Origin of the sequence: Sorangium sp. So ce448, from assembly GCF_051520915.1 — a bacterium.
GTDB classification, from domain to species: Bacteria; Myxococcota_A; Polyangia; order Polyangiales; family Polyangiaceae; genus Sorangium; species Sorangium cellulosum_B.
This window is the reverse complement of the sequence record NZ_CP150343.1, coordinates 9,757,000-9,774,215: the sequence shown is the minus strand read 5'-3', so window position 1 is coordinate 9,774,215 and position 17,216 is coordinate 9,757,000. Positions and strand designations below refer to the sequence as shown.

General features: G+C 69.1%; 8 protein-coding genes. 4 read left to right on the top strand and 4 right to left on the bottom strand.

What is annotated here, in order from left to right; genetic code table 11:
- Positions 1–29: 29 nt before the first annotated feature.
- The 3 genes from WMF45_RS36935 to WMF45_RS36925 all read right to left on the bottom strand — a co-directional run bounded on the left by WMF45_RS36935 (position 30) and on the right by WMF45_RS36925 (position 11,325).
- Entirely contained in the window at positions 30–6,026 is a 5,997-nt protein-coding gene (locus WMF45_RS36935) for an AAA family ATPase (RefSeq protein WP_437710418.1), read from the bottom strand.
- 547 nt (positions 6,027–6,573) lie between these two features.
- Positions 6,574–7,827: a glycosyl hydrolase 53 family protein gene (locus WMF45_RS36930; RefSeq protein ID WP_437719617.1), complete on the bottom strand. Its 1,254-nt coding sequence runs from the start codon at positions 7,825–7,827 to the stop codon at positions 6,574–6,576.
- Between the two features lie 204 nt (positions 7,828–8,031).
- Positions 8,032–11,325, bottom strand: coding sequence for a glycosyl hydrolase 115 family protein (locus tag WMF45_RS36925; RefSeq protein ID WP_437710417.1), 3,294 nt, complete (start codon positions 11,323–11,325; stop codon positions 8,032–8,034).
- A gap of 1,078 nt (positions 11,326–12,403) precedes the next feature.
- Here WMF45_RS36925 and WMF45_RS36920 point away from each other — a divergent pair.
- A complete protein-coding gene (locus tag WMF45_RS36920) occupies positions 12,404–13,051 on the top strand; it encodes a hypothetical protein (protein ID WP_437710415.1) in 648 nt (215 codons plus the stop codon).
- Between the two features lie 63 nt (positions 13,052–13,114).
- Here WMF45_RS36920 and WMF45_RS36915 read toward each other — a convergent pair whose 3' ends face one another.
- The gene (locus tag WMF45_RS36915) at positions 13,115–14,095 is read right to left on the bottom strand and encodes a phosphotransferase family protein (RefSeq protein ID WP_437710413.1); all 981 of its coding nucleotides are present in this window, start codon (positions 14,093–14,095) and stop codon (positions 13,115–13,117) included.
- A gap of 141 nt (positions 14,096–14,236) precedes the next feature.
- Here WMF45_RS36915 and WMF45_RS36910 point away from each other — a divergent pair, with 141 nt between their 5' ends.
- The 3 genes from WMF45_RS36910 to WMF45_RS36900 all read left to right on the top strand — a co-directional run bounded on the left by WMF45_RS36910 (position 14,237) and on the right by WMF45_RS36900 (position 16,956).
- Complete coding sequence (locus WMF45_RS36910; RefSeq protein ID WP_437710411.1) at positions 14,237–15,235, top strand: ABC transporter ATP-binding protein; 999 nt, start codon at positions 14,237–14,239, stop codon at positions 15,233–15,235.
- On the top strand, positions 15,232–16,068 hold the full coding sequence (locus WMF45_RS36905) for an ABC transporter permease (RefSeq protein ID WP_437710409.1): 837 nt from the start codon (positions 15,232–15,234) through the stop codon (positions 16,066–16,068). Before WMF45_RS36910 ends, WMF45_RS36905 begins: the two co-directional genes overlap by 4 nt.
- Positions 16,069–16,149: 81 nt before the next feature.
- Complete coding sequence (locus WMF45_RS36900) at positions 16,150–16,956, top strand: ABC transporter permease (RefSeq protein WP_437710407.1); 807 nt, start codon at positions 16,150–16,152, stop codon at positions 16,954–16,956.
- The last annotated feature ends 260 nt before the right edge of the window (positions 16,957–17,216 follow it).

Below are 17,216 nucleotides of genomic sequence, written 5' to 3'. Positions count from 1 at the left end.
TCGGGTCGACGTGGCGGCCGAGGCGCGCGTCAGGAGGCCCGCGAGGAAGAGCGCCGAACGACCGGGGGCTCGAAGGAGCGGGCGGCGAGCGCGCTCCTCGGCATGAGGAGGACCAGCATGAACGGCCGGTGGCCATCGCGCTCCTCCCCCGTGAAGCGCACAAGGGCGTCACCGCCGCGAGCCCGGAGGCTCGCGCGCACGATGTCGAGCCCGACACCTCGACCGGCTACTTGACCGATCGTCTCCGCGGTCGAGACGCCGGACAGGAAGATCTGGTCGGCCAGGGCTTCATCGGGCAGCCCATGAACGCCATCCCGCCGACGCAGCTTCTCGAGTGAAAGTCCGCTGCCATCGTCGAAGATCTGCAGCTCGAGCGCGCGCGTTCCGCTCCGCACGCGAACATCGATGCGGCCCTGCGCCGGCTTGCCGGCGAGCTCTCGCACGTCAGGCATCTCGATGCCGTGATAGAGGGAGTTGCGAAAGCACTGAACCAGGATGTTTTTCACGAGTCCCGTCCAGTCGCTGGCCAGCTGCGCCTCGGCCTGCTCCGTGAGCACCGCGGGCGCGGGCTTCCCGAGCTCGGCGGCCAAGCCCGGCAGCATTTCGCGCGTCTCGTCGACCAAGCGCGCCACCGACGTAGGGTCGAGGCGCGCGAGGGCTCCACGCAGCTTGCGCACCAGCTCCTCGGCCGCGTCGGTAGGAGCGGCCGTCGCGACCAGGCCCCGGATGTCGTGAAGGACACCCTCGCTCCGTTCATCCAGCCTCTGGATCACGGCCGTCAGCCGTTGCTGGCAAATCGACTCGTACTCCGCGACGGTCCGCTCGACGGCGTCCAATTGCTCCAGCAACTCGCGCCCGTCGATCGGCTGCTCTGGCTCCCGGCGCAACGCCTGGCAGGCGTGCTCCGCAGCGTGCAGGCAGTCCACCAGGTGCGTGAAGCCGTGAAGGCGAGCGTTGCCTTTCAGGGTGTGCAGGGTGCGCAAGGCGGCATCACAGAGCTGCTCGGAGCTCTCGACCTGCGGCTCGAGCGCCGCGCGGTTCGCGGCGAGCAGCTCGCGACAGTCGACGCAGAACGCCCGTGTGGTCTCGACGCCGCGATCGAGCGCCTGCACGATGATGTCGACCTCGCGCTCCTTGTTGCGCGCCGCTTGCCTCAAGCTACGCAGCAAGGTCACGTCGCGAACCGTGACCAGCATGCGCTCCACCTGGCCCGCCTCCGACTCGATGAAGTTCCAGGAGATCTCCAGGAACTGAGGTTTGCCGCCGGGACCCGTGCGCTCCACCTCACGGATCAGGTGATGGGTGTTCAGCGCCGCCAGCCATTGCTCTTGACCGAAGGCGCAGCTGAGCGCTGCCTCTGCCGCGCTCCGCGCGTCCGGTCGCACGCTGGAGCCGTCGAACAGCAGCGCGATGCAGTCGCGACCGGCCAGGTCGGCGTGGCCGAGGATCTCCGCCAGTCGTCGAGAGTATCCCGGTTCGACGCGCCGGTTCCGGTCGATGGTGAAGACGCCCTCGTCCAGGTTGTCGAGCATCGAAGCGATCTGACCGTTCTTGAGCGCCAGCTCCTCGGTGCGCTGGGCCACGCGCCGCTCCAGGCTCTCGTAGAGCTGGGCGTTGTAGATCGAGATCGCCGCCTGGCTGGCGATCACCTGCAACGCGGCCAATCGATCGAGCGTGAAGGCATACGCGCTGACGTTGTTCTCCACGTACAGCGCGCCCAGGACGTCGCCCTTGCGCATGATGGGAGCGCACAACACCGAACGTACGCCCCGCCTTCGAACCTGCGGGTCCGCCTGGAAGGCGCCGGCCTTCGATGCGTCGTCCAGCGTGACGGCCTCTCCCGTGCGCAGCACGTAGCTGACCACGGTGGGGCACAAGAAATCGGCCTCCGAGTACTCCACGCGCTGCGAGAGGTTCGTGATCGGGCGCTCCACGTGGGCGCGCGCCTCCACGTAGTACGCGCGATCGGCGTCGTCTCGCAAGACGAGGCAGCCGTGCTCTGCCCCGGCGTTCTCGATCAACGTGGCCATCAGCGCGGCGAACAGCCGCTCGGTCTCGACCTCGACGAAGATGCTCTGCGTCGCCTTGAGCAGGGACGCGCTGTCGAAACCCTGGCCGGCCACCATCGCGCCGCGCGGCGTCGCGATGTCTCCTCTGACGGCATCCGCGAGCAAAGCGGGGTGCTCACGCGCCAGCGATTCGAGCTTCGCCGTGGCGCCCCAGTCAGCGTAGAGCCGGTAAGCCGTCTCCAGGCACGCCCTCGCGTGAAGGGGCTCGTCCAGCGATAGCCACATCTGGGCCTGGTGCTCGTGGACGAGCGCCCGCACGTGGATGAACCCGTCTCCGGCCGTCCTGATCGCGTCGCGGTAGCGGGCGAGCACGACTTCGAGCGGCTGCCCCGTCACGCGCGCGTGCTCGGCGGCCAGGAAGTGAGCCTTGTGCGCGAAGTTCTCCGAGCACAGACGGGACCAGGCCTCGAGCTGCTTCAGGTTCTCCTCGACGACAGCGAGCTGGGCCTCCCGCGCCTCCGGGCCTCCTTCGCGGCACGCCCTCGCCGCCAGGAGCCCTTCCAGGAGCTTGTAATCGGGGAGCGAGAACTGCCCCGACGCGATGATCAAGAACTCCCGGGTGAACTCCATCCACTGACGCGCCGAAGCGAAGTCGCCCAGGATGAAGCTCGTCATCATCTGGGCTTGCCCGTAGGCGTAGCTGTACTGGGTGCTCTTCTCGGCGACCACCACGGCGGTCGCCTCGTGGTCGGCCGCGGCGACGGCCTGCTTCTCCGATTCGCGCGCCGTCAATCGAGCGACGGCTCGCTCGACGACCAGCGCATCGACCAGCTGGCCTGCCGCCGAAATGTGCGTCAGGTACCGCCGCAGCTCCGCCACCTGCTCGCGGCATGCCCGCAGCCGCGCACCAACCAGGAACGAGCGCTGGGCGCGATCGTTCTTGGCGTAGGCGACGTGCTGCAGGTCGCCGAGCATGAGCCCGCTCCTCTCCCCTCGGTCGTAAACCGCGAACAGATCCCGGTAAGGCGCCTTCCAGTGCGCGAGGAAGCCCACGAACACGAAGCAAACGCCCGATTCGACCGGGGTCGGCGAGAAGCGCTTCAACAGCTCGAAGGCAGCCAGACCGATGCGATAGGCGGCATCGTAGTCGCCCAGCATCGCGAGGAGGATGATGCCGCAGTCAGCGAAGTTCTTGCACGAGACCGCGTTGACGCCGTGGCATAGCGCCAGGTCGAACATGATGAGCTCCGCCAGGAAGAACAAGGGCGGATAGGTCTGAAACGCGGGAGGGATCACCTGGGCCAGCAGCTCGAGGACCAGGCGCGACTCTGCGTCCTCTGCCGTCGGGAGAGCCGGCAGGCCCTCGATCGTCACGCGCGCCAGGTGCGCTTGCAGCTTGCCGATCCCCGCACCGATGCCCTGGTTGATCTCGTCGGGCGCCTCCGGCAAGCGCACGCCGAACTCGGCCAGCGCTGCGCGCACCTGGGCCACGGCGTCCAGCATTCGCCCGCCGTGCTCGAGGATCCGGGTCTTCAGGACATGAACTCGGCCGCGCGCCAGGCGGTCGGGGGCGAGCCTGAACGCCTCCTCGCAGAGCGCCTCGACCTGCGGATCAGCCAGCAAGAACGCCGTCTCGGCGCGCGCGAAGATCGCTCGAAAGGCCAGATCCGGCGAACATTGGCTCCCGCAGCTGGCCAGCAGCTCGACGGCGATCTCGGCGTGGGTCCCCGCGATGCTCCACGCGCCGCTCTGGAGCGCCTGGTGGCTCGCGGTCAGGTTGAGCTCCACGAGGTCGAGGCGCTCTTCGCGGTCATGGATCACGCGGCGAGCGGCGTTCAGATGATGAAGGACCTCGAAGATCCGACTCGGCGCGCGATCGCCCCGCAGGCGCTCGCGCAGGATCCGTCCGATGCAACCATGAACTGCCACACGCTCCGCGTCGCTGGCGCGTGAGAGCGCCGCCTGCTGCACGCGCGAGTGTTCGAAGGCGTACGATGCAGGCTCGTGGCTCCGGCCAGGCGCTGACGGCTCCTCTCGAGCCTCGACGGAGACCTCGGACAGGAGATGATGGGCCAGCCCCTCCCGAACGAGCGCGATACAGACCGCCAGCGGTCTGTCCACGGCCTCCGACAGGGTCTGCAGATCGAAGCGCATGCCGAAGCACGCTGCGGTAGACAGCAGCCTCGCCGCCTCGGGACTGATGCTCTCGAGGCGATCCGCCATCAACGCGCCGACATTGTCGCAAGCGGGGTGCGTCTCCGCGCGTTGCACGTCGGCGGACCATCGGCCGCGCTCGACCTCCAGGCGCAGGATGCCCTGTCGATGCAAGGAGACGAGCAGCTGACCGATGAAGAACGGGTTACCGTCGGTCTTGCGCCTCACGAGCTCCGCGAGCCCGCGGGCTTCAGCGACAGGCGCGCGCAGCGAGCGAGCCACGATCTCCGCGACCGCATCGGAGGACAGCGGCCCGAGCGGCAATGTCAGCACGACCTTCTTCGCCCGGTGCAACGCTCTCTGCAGGTTCAGGAGCGTCGGCACCTCACTGACATCACCGCCGCGGAACGCGGCCAGCACCATCACGTGACTCGAGTCGGGATCCGTCAGAATGGCAGACAGCACCTCGGCAGAGGCGGCGTCGAGCCACTGAGCGTCGTCGAGCACGAAGGCGAGCGGACGCTCCGGCGTGGCGAAGATACGGATGAAGGAGAGGAAGACATGCTGCAACCGGCGCTGCGCCTCGATGGGGTTCAACGCGACGATGGCGGTGGAGGGACCGGTGACGCAGGAGAGCGCCGGCACCAGCTCGGTCATCATGCTTGCGTTGTGCCCCAGCGCCGCGGTCACGCGCTGCCGCAGCTCCGTCAGCTCGGCCTGGGAGAGCGACAGCAGGTCCCCTGCCAGGCGTCGTAGCACCTGCGCCAATCCAGACAGCGGCACTGCCTGGGATCGCTCTTCGAACGCCGTCGACAGCAGGCGCGCCGGCGCTCCGCCGTGCTGTTGCAAAAACTCCGCGAGTACGGCTGACTTGCCGATGCCCGCGGCTCCTGACATGAGCACGAGCAGCCTCTTGCCGGAGCACACGTCGTGGAGGGCGCCTCCCAGCGCCGACAGCACGGCGTCGCGTCCCTGGACGTCTCGACTGACCATGAATTGACTGGAGACGTCGTTCACCCCCAGGACCACGGCAGGGAGGGTCTGCGTCCGCCGGAAGCTCTCACAGAGCGTGGTCAGGTCGCTCAGCAGCCCGTGATCGCTCTGGTAGCGCTCGTCAGGGTTCTTCGCGAGCAGCTTGGACACGAGCTGTGCGAGGACCGGCGGCATGTCGGGCGACAGCTCCGTGACGAGCGGAGCGCGCTTGGACACGTGCGCATGAGCCCAGCCGATGGCGTCGCTCGCCGCGAACGGCAGCTGGCCCGTCAGCATCTGGAAGAGCGTGACGCCCAGGGAATAGTAGTCTGCTCGGTGATCAGGGCGACGGTTGAGGCGGCCCGTCCGCTCCGGCGCGACGTGGGCGAGCGAGGGCGCGGATTCGAAAGCGGCGCCGCTCGCCGCGTCCCCGGAGACCGCCAGGAGATCAGCGAACTCGACACGTCGGGTCTCGAGATTGACCAGGAAGCTGCCAGGGCTCACGTCCTCATGAAGCAGCCCCTGCTCGTGCAAGCGATGCAGCAGGCGAGACATGCCGAGCGCGAGCTCCAGGCACGTTCCGACCTCGAGACCCCTCGCGGGAATCTCGAACGGCGCGCCTCCGAAGTCCTCCATGATGAGCGAGAGCTCGCCGTCCACCTCGCGCACGCCGCCGTCGATCGCGGGCGCGCCGATTCGACGCCACATCTGCAGCTCGAGCTCCAGGACCCGGCGCGGCTCTGCGACCTCGTCCCGGAGCGAGTGCAAAAGGACGCTCGCGCCGGACGTCCCGCGGCGCGCGCGCCGCCAGATGCTGCGCGGCAGTACGGCCACGGTCTCCGTGATCTGATAGGCGTCCTCACCGAGGTGCGCTTGACTGTTTCGGTTCATTGATCTGCGTCCCGCTCGCTTTCGTCGGCCGGCGCTGGTTCTGCCGTGTGCTCGGGAGCCGCGCTCCCCCTGATGGCTGAAGGACACACAGCGCTTCGCGACCCCCTGCCGGGAGCCGCTCCCCCGCTGCGCCCCCGTCGCCTCCCGCTCTCCTCCCGGCGCCTCCCGAGGGAGAAAGGTCGGCGGCGCGCTCTGGCCTGACGACGAGAGCTCGACGATCCAACGCAGGGAGAAGGAAATCCAAAGCCTTCCGAAACGTCAAGCGCCAACTGCGGGACCTTGCCCCGGCCGGCGGCCCGTTCGTCGCTGCGATCTGGCGCACCCTCATGAGAAAAAGCGGCGCTATATCAACGACTTGACCCATGCATCGGGGGACGCCGCCGTCACGCCGCAGCCTGCGGGAGCTCGTGCCTGCCGTGCGCTCGGGCGCGGTGCACCCTGCGCGCTGCTTGCCGCCCGCCGCGCCCTCGACCCCGCGGCGATCATCGGCAGGCCCGAGCTCGGCAGCCTCTCCTTTATTTCTCGGATTTCCAAGCGGATCGGTGTTCTAGAAGTTCCGGTAGTCGACCTTCATCTGATCGTAGGGCGCGATCATGCTCTCGATGACATCGCCGTTCGGCGCGAAGATGCGCTCGTGCCACTCGGTCGGCTCCCAGATGAAGGTGCCGAGCCCGCGCTTGTCCGGGAGGTTGAACATGAGGTCGTTGGCCGCGCGCTTCTCCCACGAGTACTCCGCCACAACGAACTTCAGGTCGGGATAGCGCTTCACGAGAGCATCGAAGTTCGCCTTCCACCCCGAGGGCGGCCCCTGATACTCGGTGTAACAGGACTGGCCGAGCACATCGAACGTGACGCCCTGCCCGAGCACCCCGTCGACCCACCAGCGCGTCGCCGCGTTGTCGTCGCAGCGGTCGAGGTGCAGCATGACGGTGATCGTGTCGTCGGCGTCCTTGACGCCCTGGATCCCGGCCTTCAGGAGCGAGCCGAGCCCCTGGAACGCCTGCCCGGTGACGAAGCCGTCAGGCCACAGCAGCCCCTGCGGGATCTCGTTGCCGATCTGGACCATGTCCGGGCGCGCGCCGGCGGCGCTCAGCTGCTCGATCGCGTCCCGCGTGAACTCGCGCATGGCGCTCCCCAGCGCGTCGCCCTCGAGATCGGTCCAGGCGACGGGCTTGTGTTGATCGTCGGGGTCGGCCCATACGTCGCTGTAGTGAAAGTCGAGCAGGAACCCCATGTTCGCTCGCTTCACGCGCCGCGCCATCTCGATCGTGTGCTCGAGATCGCAGAAACCCTCGCGCGAGTAGGGGTCGTCGTCGACGGCCGCGTCGGCGTACACCGCGGTCGGGTCGTTGAACAGGCGCAGGCGGATCCAGTTGAACCCGTGCGCCTTCAAGATCTCGAGGATGTCCTTCTCGACGAGCTCCCCCGTCCGCGGATCGATGTCGCGGAACACCTTGCCTCCGGCCTCGCGCTCCTGCACCCAGGAGATGTCCGCGCCGAGGATGAAGCCCTGGGGCGCGCCCGGCGTCCCGTCGCCTCCGCTCCCGCCCGTGCCCGCGCCGCCGGCGCTCGCGGACGTTCCACCCGCGCCGCCGGTGCTCGCGGACGTCCCACCCGCGCCGGCTCCGCTGCCGCTCGTGCTGCCGCTCGCGCCGCCCGCTCCGCTCGCCGTGGACGCCTCGGCGCCCGTCGATGCGGCCTGGGTGGCGCCGCCCCCGCCGGCCCCCGAGCTCTCACCGCACGCGGCGAGCGCCGGAAGCAGCGCCACCACACCCATCCATCCCAGCGTCTGTCGCGGCATCGCTGACACCGGCGAGGATCCTACCATTGGCCATTCGCGCGATCACGGCGCACGGAGACGGCGCGTCCACGATCGCGGCGCCGCCGGTAGAAAGATCCGCTGTCGATAGGCGCCAGGGCGCAGAGGCGCCAGGGCGCAGAAATGGCGAGAGCCCGCCGCACAGCGTGTGCGCGGCGGGCCCTCGGACTGCTCACAGACGATGGTTTACTGCTGCTCCGGCCCCTTGCCCATCCAGTAGCTCTCGGGCGGGCCCAGGAGGCTCTCCTTCACGCCACCGGCGTCCACCACGATCTTCTGGACGATCACGCCCGGATGGACCATCCACACCTTCAGCGTGTGGTCACCCGCCGCCGCGATCGTGTGCTTGGTGCGCATGATGTTGGCGTTGTCCGAGGTGTGCCGCTCCCAGATCTTGTTGCCGTTGCCGTTGAGCTCGACGGCGTGGCTCGTGTTGACCTTCTGGACCAGGCCGTCGTCGAACGACACGGCGTACTGCAGGCCTTCTTTCCAGTTCTGGAAGTTGTTCCTGGGCGACACGTAGACATAGACATTCACCGGGCCGCTGCTCGTCAGGTGCATGTCGTACTCGAGGCGAGGCGACGCGCCGCCGGGCTCCTGGGCCTCGGCCGTCACAGGGAACGGCGTCACGCCCGACCCGGTGCGCCCGATGTCCGGGAGCAGCTTCCACTCGACGTCCTCCGTGCCGATCGCGCGGCTGTAGTGATCGGCTTCCATCGAGACATAGCCGTTCGCCTCGATGAAGCGGTTCGGCTTCCACGCGACCTGCCGCGGGTCCTCGACGCGAGCGATGACCTCCACCGAGCTCCCGTCCGAGCCGGTGACCGTGATGGGGACCTCGACCGGGAACGTCTGGTTCGTGGGGATCATGACCCAGTCGACCCTCACCGTCGCGCGCACCTCCTTGTCGACGACACCGTGGCTCGGATAGACGTTCAGCCACGGCGGGCACGGCGTGTTCGCGGCCCAGCCGGTGGGGCACTCGACCGGGAGAGCGACGTCGATCGTGTACTCGAGCGGCTCGCTGCCGCGGTTGAACACCTCGATGTACTGCTCGGGCTGCGTCTGATACCGGCTGAACGCGGGCAGCTCGGGGCCCGTGGTGCTCCCGTCGCCCGCGCCTTCGCCCGTCCAGAAGTTGCTCGATCCGTCGATCGCCACGCCGAGCTCCGCCCCCGCGGGGACATCGATCGAGACGAGCTCAGGCCAGATGAACTCCTGGATGTTGTTGTACTGGTGCTCCGGCTGCTGCCAGGACGGGTTCCCCGGCGCGCCGTAGCCGATGTGCGGCTGCGTCTGGAAGCCTTCCCACTTCCCGTCGGCGAGATCGTGATTGTAGTAGGAGGAGAGCGCCAGATCGTCCTGGAGCCGCGCCTCCGCGACGGCCGCCATGTCGTTCGTGGCCGCGCGCCCCTGCGCCGCGTAGAGCTTGTTCTTGAACCCTGCCAGGCGCAGCGCGTACAGGTTGGCGGTCGCCTTCACCTGGTAGAGCACGAGCTGGAAGTAGGCGTCGTGCGCCTCCTCCGGCAGGAGCCTCTCCACGAACTCCGCCTGCGACGCCAGCGCCTCCCACTCCTCCGTGACGCTCTCGAGCTCACGGTAGTTCGTGAGGCTGAACGGGCTCGCGCCGTCGTCGTACGTGATCGCGGCCGTGTCGGGATCCGGGACATCGGTCGTGGGCGCGCTGACCATGAGGTCGTAATCGACCGTGATCTTCCGGTTGGTCAGCTCCGGCTTGCGATCCGACTGCAGCAGCGCGTAGCTGTGCAGGATGTCGGCGATGATGTCCGCGTGCTCGGTGCCGAACTGCTGCTCGGTCCACCGCTGCTCCCATTCGCCGATGCGCTCGACCGGCCAGCGGTCCGGGTTCCACGCATAGTCGAGGAAGAACTGGAGCGGGAGCTCCTCGTTCTTGAAGTCTCCGACGTTGACGACCCAGAGCCGATCCACGCCGTAGTTGTAGGCGAGGTGGAGCTGCTCCCAGACGTTGGGCAGGAGGATCGTGTCGACCCACTTGTAGTTACGGCCGCCGCCGACGTAATCGAAGTGGTAGTAGAGGCCGAAGCCGCCGGCCCGCTCCTTGCCGAGCTCCGGCAGGCGCTTCATGTTGGACCAGTTGTCGTCGCAATAGACCACCGTGACGTCGTCCGGCACGGTGATGCCGGCGTCCCAGTAACCCTGGATCTCCTTGTACAGCGTCCAGACCTGGGGGATGGTCGTCACGTCCCGCCCCGTCACGTCGGCGAGGATCTTCCGCTGGGAGTCCACGATGTTTTTCATGAGCGGGATGCCGTCCGCCGGGGGTAGGCTGACGTCGCCGGGGCCGCGCATGCCGAGCGTGACGACGCCCTCGATCTTCTCGTCGACCATCCGCTGGATGCCCTTGGTCCAGTGCTTCTTCAGCGCGTCGGAGTTCACCGAGAAGCGCCACTCGCCGGTGCCGCCGTACGGATCGTTCCCTGGCTTGGTGATGGTGCCTGCCGCGTCCCTCTGCGCCGCGACCGCGTGGCGATTCCACTCCTCGATACCCTGCATCATCGGGGCCTCGTGCGAGGTCCCCATCACGACGCCGTACCGCGTGGCCGTCGCGTGGTTCTCCGGGTCGTCCTCGCCGAACGCGCGGCCCCAGACGGCCGGCCAGATGTAGTTCGCCTTCATGCGGAGCGCGACCTCGAAGATCTTCTCCCAGTAAAGGTGGTTGAGCCCTCCGGGGAAGCCCTCCGCCTTGCCCGGCCCGAACATCTTGGCCGCCCAGTTGCCCGTCGCGGGGTTCTCGTCGTTGATGAAGAACCCGCGGTACTTCACCTTCGGCTCGCCCTGGGTGTGCTGCCCGGGGAGCACGAAGAGCGCCTGCTTCTTCTGGGCCGGGACGTCGTCCCACCAGTACAGGGGCGACACGCCGATCTGCGAGGAGAGGTCGTACGCGCCGAAGATGGTGCCGCGCTGGTCGCTGCCCGCGATGACGAGCGCTCGGTCCACGCCCTCCACCGGCTGCTCGACGATCTGCGTGACGAACGTCTCCCACTTCCCCGTCAAGCCGGAGACGTCGATCCGCTCGTCCGCCACCAGCTGATCGATGATCGGGCTCTTGCCCACCGTCCCGACCAGGACCACTTCCTTCGCCGACGCCGGGATCTCTTTGTTGACGGTCGCGGCAGTGCCGGTCACCCGCTGGATGTCCGTCGCGAGGTCGCCCACGACGCGGTTCACGCCCGCATAATCGCTCTCGCTGACGACCAGCGGAGCGACCTTGCCGCTCACGGCGAGGGGGAAGCGATCCGCTCCACCTTCGGTTGAAACGTACTTCTCCAAAGAGCCCGTCACCGGGTCGACCGGCGACACGGGCGTCTCGCCGGGCGGGCCTTCGGGCCCCGGCTCGCCGGGCGATCCGGGCGCGCCGGGCTCGCCGGGCGCGCCCGGCTCTCCCGGATCGCCCTTCGCTCCATCCGACCCGCAGGCGGTCAACGAAGCGAGCGACATGGGGAGCAGCAAGCAGAGTAGTGAGGATCCGATTCGACCCTTCCTGATGACCATGCGTGCGTAACTCATAACGGTGTTTCCCTCGTTGATGCGGCTGACCGGCGTCGTCGACGCGCCCGCGCTGGACACGGGCCGTGACCTCCGGCGCTGAGGCCGGGCGCTCCTATGCAATCGTCCAAATCCCTGCGGCGATCGGTCCGGCGCGGAAGGCCCTCGCTGCACGCCGCGTCGCCTGCGGTCGGGCTGGGTTCCGTGGTCGATAGTTGTTGACAGATGAAGCTCGGAGGCAGAGTTCGCCCACTCTGCACGAGTTGGCTGGGTGTCACCCAGGTTGCACCTCGCTGGTGTGGCCCGGGGGAATTCCCGCAGCACGACGATCTGATCACGCAATCGCCTCGAATTTTCGGGTCGGCATCCGTTTTCGTGATCGTGGCTTCGTGATCGTGGCGCACGGGGGACGCCGCCATGCGTCGAGGTGGCTGTGGCCTGGTGCGCGCGTTCCTGGCTTACGGCAGCGGTGATGAGTGACGGTGTTTATGAAGTTCCGCTCGTCGATGGGGAAGAAGCCGTTGTTCTGGTAAACGATGTTTCCCCGAGCCTCTGCACCCGTCGAGAGCGACGCCGTAACGACATTCAAAACGCCAAGATGCCGCGTCCGTCGCGCTGCCTCGAAGTGGACAAGGATAAGTAGGACTCATTACAAATTAAACCAAGGGAGGGGCACAGGCAAGCTGGCCCGTTCCGCCGCGATACTGCTTCGAGGACAGCGCCATTGCAAGAGGAGGCTTTGGGGCGCTCCAGCAGGGCTTCGAGGCGCTGGGTTGCGTCATTGTGTGCCGGATGGTGGGTCTGATGGCACAATTGGTGCCGTCATGGGTCAGCGGCAAGCCCTGAGGGCAGCGCCTCAATTTCGTGGCGCTTCGGGGGTCGACGTCGCCCCGCCGGCTGTCCGCCTGCGGATAGAGGCTGGAGTCGCGGAGCACAACGGCGCCGCCGCGATGCGAGGACGGTGTGGCGCGCCCCTTGCTTTGTGCCATGCCTGGCACAGTCTCCGCAGACTCGTTGAAAGGGCAATACCATGAGGGCACATCGCATCATCCAGGGAGCGCTCCTGCTGGCAGCGGCGCAGCTTCCTTTCGTCATCGCTTGCGCGCGCGTCGTCGAGGGCTCGGACGGCGCCGAGGCCGAGGCCGAGGCGGAGCCGGACAGGGGCGACGACGCGGATCCCGGGCCGGACTCGTCCGACACCACGTCGGGCGGCGGCGTGGATGCGCCTGATCCGGCTCTCGATCTGTTCGCTTGCAACTTCGAGCCGAGCTGTCAGCCGGTCACGATGCACGCCTATCCGATCCCGCCAGAGGCGCTCCCGTGCGCGGCCAAGCTGGTGACCGGAGGCGGCACGGGCGTCCTCCGCTCGATGCTCGCGCCTGGCCCGTACGTCGACGAGACCGAATCGCTGATCTTCGTGCTGGGCGACGGCACCGCGCTGGTGCAGACGCGCGAGAGGCACTGCGGGCGCGAAGGGATGGAGTGCGGGCCGACGGTGGTGTGGGAGGCGCCGTCGCCGCATCAGATCTGCGACCTCGTCGTCTCTCCGGACCTCGAAGCGGCGTGCGAGGAGGACACCGAGGGGTGCGGCTGGTGGCCGTGGGCTGACGTGGCGAACTGCCGGGCCGTCGAGGAGCACTCCTGCGAGGACGTCACCGCCCTGCTCGCGGCCAGGTGAGCGCGGCGGGGCGCGCCGACCGCGGGCTGCCGCGCTCGCCGGCAGTGACCGGTAGATCGTGCTTCAGAACGGCCAGATCGTCTGTTCCAGCTCGGGCAGCGAGGAGACCTGGGACTCCCATCCTTCGAGCCTGAGCTGGAACCTGAGATTGCTGTACCGGTGCAGCAGCGCGAGGGCCATCAGCTTGCGGGTCAGCGCTGGGCCCAGGTCGGCAGGCGCGTATCCGCAGGCGCCCAGAAAGGCGCGCTGGAGGTCGGCGTTGCCGGCCGACAGGAAGAGGCACGGGCCCAGGAGATCGTACTCGGGTGCTCCGAGGCACGCGTCCGCGAAGTCGATCATGCCGGTGACGGTCCACCTCCCGCCCGCTCGGGTCACGAGGAGGTTCTCCGGCGTGTATTCGCCGGTCAGCAGGACCGGGACCACGGACGTCGGCAGGAGAGCGCGGGCGGACTCGAGGTAAGCCGGGATCTGCGAGACGAGGCGCTCGGGCAAGCCCATCCGCCGGTGCCGGCCCTCGCATCCGGCGATCTGGCGCTCCAGGAACGCATCCCAGCCGAGATCGATGCTCTCCAGTCCAGAGGTGGGCAGCGCGTGGGCGGCCCTCATGATCTCGCCGACGCGGGCGAGCGCCTCGGCGCGCTCCGCGCCGCTCATCGCGGGCCAGGCCTCCTCGAGCGTGCGCCCCGGGAGGCGCGAGATCACGAGATAGGGCCAGCCTTCGAGCTCCGCTTGCCAGAGGAGCTCCGGCGTGGCCACGGGGACGTTCCCGTGGAAGCGCCCCAGCGAGAGGCGCTCGGCCTCGAACTGGTGCCGGAGGAAGGGCGGGAACAGCTTGATGATCTGGTCTGCGTCGTTCGAGACGACCACGTTGGTCCCGCGCGCGAAGGCGGAGAGCCCGCCCGACGAGAGCCCGTGGCGCTCGCACACCGCGTGGATCGCCGGGAGAAAGGCCGGGAGGTCGGCGCGGATCCGGTCGAAGCCGCCGGGGCCGTCGAACGATGGGAACAGGGATCGAGCGCCGGGCGCGCTGTGGTCGGGCGGCATCGAGGCGGCGGGTACCGTAACCCGCGCGCGCCGGCGCGGCCATCGCGGAACCGGGGCGCGCGCTCCTGGTGAGGGTGCGACCTGGCCGCCCGGCCGAGGTCCAGTATGCTCCCTGGCCGCCGTGAGACCCTTGCCGCCGTCATGCCGCTGATCGTCGTCGAGGACCTGCGCAAGGCGTACCGGGTGGCCGAGCGCCGGCCGGGCGCCCTGGGCGCGCTCGCCGGGCTCGTGCGCCCGCGCTACCGCGCCGTCGACGCGCTCGCGGGCGTCTCGTTCTCGCTCGAGCGGGGCGAGCTCGTCGGGTACATCGGGCCGAACGGCGCCGGCAAGTCGACGACGGTCAAGATCCTGGCGGGCATCCTCGTGCCGGACTCGGGGCGATGCGAGGTGGCCGGCCGCGTCCCGTGGCGCGAGCGCATCGCGCACGTGGGGCGCCTCGGCGTCGTGTTCGGCCAGCGCACCCAGCTCCTGTGGGATCTGCCGGTGATCGACTCGTTCGAGCTGCTCCGGGACATCTACCGCGTCGGCGCGGCCGAGCACGCCCGCGCGCGCGACGAGCTCGTCGCGATGCTCGACCTCGGGCCGCTGCTCGACACGCCGGTGCGGCAGCTCAGCCTCGGCCAGCGCATGCGGTGCGATCTCGCGGCCGCGCTGCTCCACGCGCCCGACCTGCTCTTCCTCGACGAGCCCACGATTGGCCTCGACGCCGTCTCGAAGCTCGCGGTGCGGCGCTTCGTGCAGCGGCTCAACCGCGAGCGCGGCGTCACGGTGATCCTGACGACGCACGACATGGATGACATCGAGGCCCTCTGCTCGCGGGTCATCCTCATCGCCGGGGGGAGGGTGCTCTCGGACGGCTCGCTCGAGGCGCTGCGCGCGCAGGTCACCGCGGAGCGCTGGCTCATCGTGGACCTGGCGGACCCCGCGGCGGAGATCGCCGAGCCGGGCGCCGAGGTGATCCGCCGGGAGGGCGCCCGCGTGACGCTGCGCTTCGACCCTGCCGCGATCTCGACGGCGGAGCTGATCGGGCGCGTCACGGCCCGCGCTCCGGTGCGCGACCTCCTGGTGCAGAACCCGCCCATCGACGAGATCGTGGCGCGGCTCTACGGCGAGGGCGGCGAGGCGGGGGCGCCGCCGTGAGCGCGCCGTTCGAGAGCTTTGCGGCCAATTTCGCCGCCTGTGTCGCCGTGTTCCGGGCGCGCTGCCGCGCGCTCCTGCAGTACCGCGCCGCCGCCGCGGCCGGGTTCGGCACGCAGCTGTTCTGGGGGTTCATCAAGGTCATGGTGCTCGAGGCGTTCTACGGGAACGCCGTCTCGGGCGCGCCGCCGCCGATGGCGCTCGGACAGGCGATCACGTACACGTGGCTCGGACAGGCGTTCTTCCAGCTGCTGCCGTTCTCGACGAACCCCGACCCCGAGGTGCGCGAGCTGATCCGCACCGGCGCGGTGGGCTACGAGCTGGCGCGCCCGCTCGATCTTCACGCGCTCTGGCTCGCCCGCGCGCTCGCCGCGCGCGTCGCGCCGACGCTGCTGCGCGCGGTCCCGATGTTCGCGGTCGCGGTGCCGCTCCTCGGGATGGGGCTGCCGCCGTCGCTGGCCGCCGCGGGCGCGTGGGCGGCGGCGATGGTCGGCGCGGCGGCGCTCGTGGGCGCGTTCGCGACGGCGGTGACATCGACGATGCTGTGGACGACGTCCGGCGACGGCATCGCGCGGATCGTGCCGTCGCTCGTGCTCGTCGCCTCCGGCATGATCGTGCCGCTGCCGCTGTTTCCGCCGTGGATGCTGCCGTGGCTCGACGCGCTGCCGTTCCGGGGCATGGTCGATGCGCCGTTCCGGCTCTACCTCGGGCACCTGCCCGCGGGCGCGCTCCCCGGCGTGCTGCTGCACCAGGCGCTGTGGACCGCCGCGTTCGTGGCGCTCGGCAGGGCGATGGTCGCGCGCGGCCTGCGCCGGCTCGTGGTGCAGGGCGGCTGAGGGACGAGGGCGAGGGCGAGGCGAGGCGAGGAACTGACGAGGACTGACGAGGACTGACGAGGACTGACGAGGACTGACGAGATGTCGCTCGATGCAACGAGGCTTTACCTCCGGCTGGCCGCCGCGTCGCTGCGGGCGCAGATGCAGTATCGCGCGTCGTTCGTGATGTGGTCTGTCGGGCAGTTCATCACGGTGGGCATCGAGCTGCTCGGGGCGTGGGCGCTGTTCGACCGGTTCGGCGCGGTCCGAGGGTGGCGCTTCGCGGAGGTGGCGCTGCTGTTCGGCCTCGTCAACGTCTCGTTCGCGCTCGCCGAGTCGTTCGGCCGCGGGTTCGACACCTTCTCCGCGATGGTGAAATCGGGCGATTTCGACCGGCTCCTCCTGCGCCCGCGCTCCACGGCGTTCCAGGTCGCCACCGGGGAGTTCCAGTTCCTGCGCGCAGGGCGGCTCGCGGTCGGCCTCGTGATGCTCCTGTGGGCCGGCAGCGCGCTGAGCGTGGGGTGGACAGCGGCCAGGCTGGCGCTGCTCGCCGGCGCGATCGTCGGCGGCGCCTGCGTGTTCTACGGGCTCCTCGTGCTCCAGGCCACGCTGTGCTTCTGGACGGTCGAGTCGCTGGAGATCATGAACGCGTTGACCTATGGCGGCACGGAGGCGGCGCAGTACCCGCTGACCCTGTACCGCGGCTGGTTCCGGCGCTTCTTCACGTTCGTCGTGCCGCTCGCGTTCGTGAGCTACATCCCCGCGGGCGCGCTGCTCGATCGCCCCACGGTCCCCGCGCTGCCCGAGGCCGCGCGCTGGGCGTCGCCGCTCGTGGGGGTGGCGTTCCTGCTCGTGTCGCTGCGCATCTGGCGGTTCGGGGAGCGGCGGTACCAGTCCGCCGGGTCGTAGCACTGCTGCGGGAAGCTGTGCCGGAACGCCGGTGCAAAGGGCGCCGCGCTGTCAGCGGTCGCTGTCAGGTGTCATCGATCGCTGACCGGATGCGATCGGCGTGGGCGTGTCCGGCTCAGCTGCCGTCCGATCCCGGACAACCGCACCTCGATCGAGCGCGCCACGCGCGCCCGCGACGCACGCGGATGACGCCGGCAGAATCGCGCTGAGAAGCTGATCCGGCGCTCGAATCTACCGGAGAACTCTCGTGCTTTGCCCGC

Coding starts and splice junctions, on each gene's coding strand:
- WMF45_RS36935 (WP_437710418.1), bottom strand. CDS start 6,026: ATGAACCGAAACAGTCAAGCGCACCTCGGTGAGGACGCCTATCAGATC.
- WMF45_RS36930 (WP_437719617.1), bottom strand. CDS start 7,827: ATGCCGCGACAGACGCTGGGATGGATGGGTGTGGTGGCGCTGCTTCCG.
- WMF45_RS36925 (WP_437710417.1), bottom strand. CDS start 11,325: ATGTCGCTCGCTTCGTTGACCGCCTGCGGGTCGGATGGAGCGAAGGGC.
- WMF45_RS36920 (WP_437710415.1), top strand. CDS start 12,404: ATGAGGGCACATCGCATCATCCAGGGAGCGCTCCTGCTGGCAGCGGCG.
- WMF45_RS36915 (WP_437710413.1), bottom strand. CDS start 14,095: ATGCCGCCCGACCACAGCGCGCCCGGCGCTCGATCCCTGTTCCCATCG.
- WMF45_RS36910 (WP_437710411.1), top strand. CDS start 14,237: ATGCCGCTGATCGTCGTCGAGGACCTGCGCAAGGCGTACCGGGTGGCC.
- WMF45_RS36900 (WP_437710407.1), top strand. CDS start 16,150: ATGTCGCTCGATGCAACGAGGCTTTACCTCCGGCTGGCCGCCGCGTCG.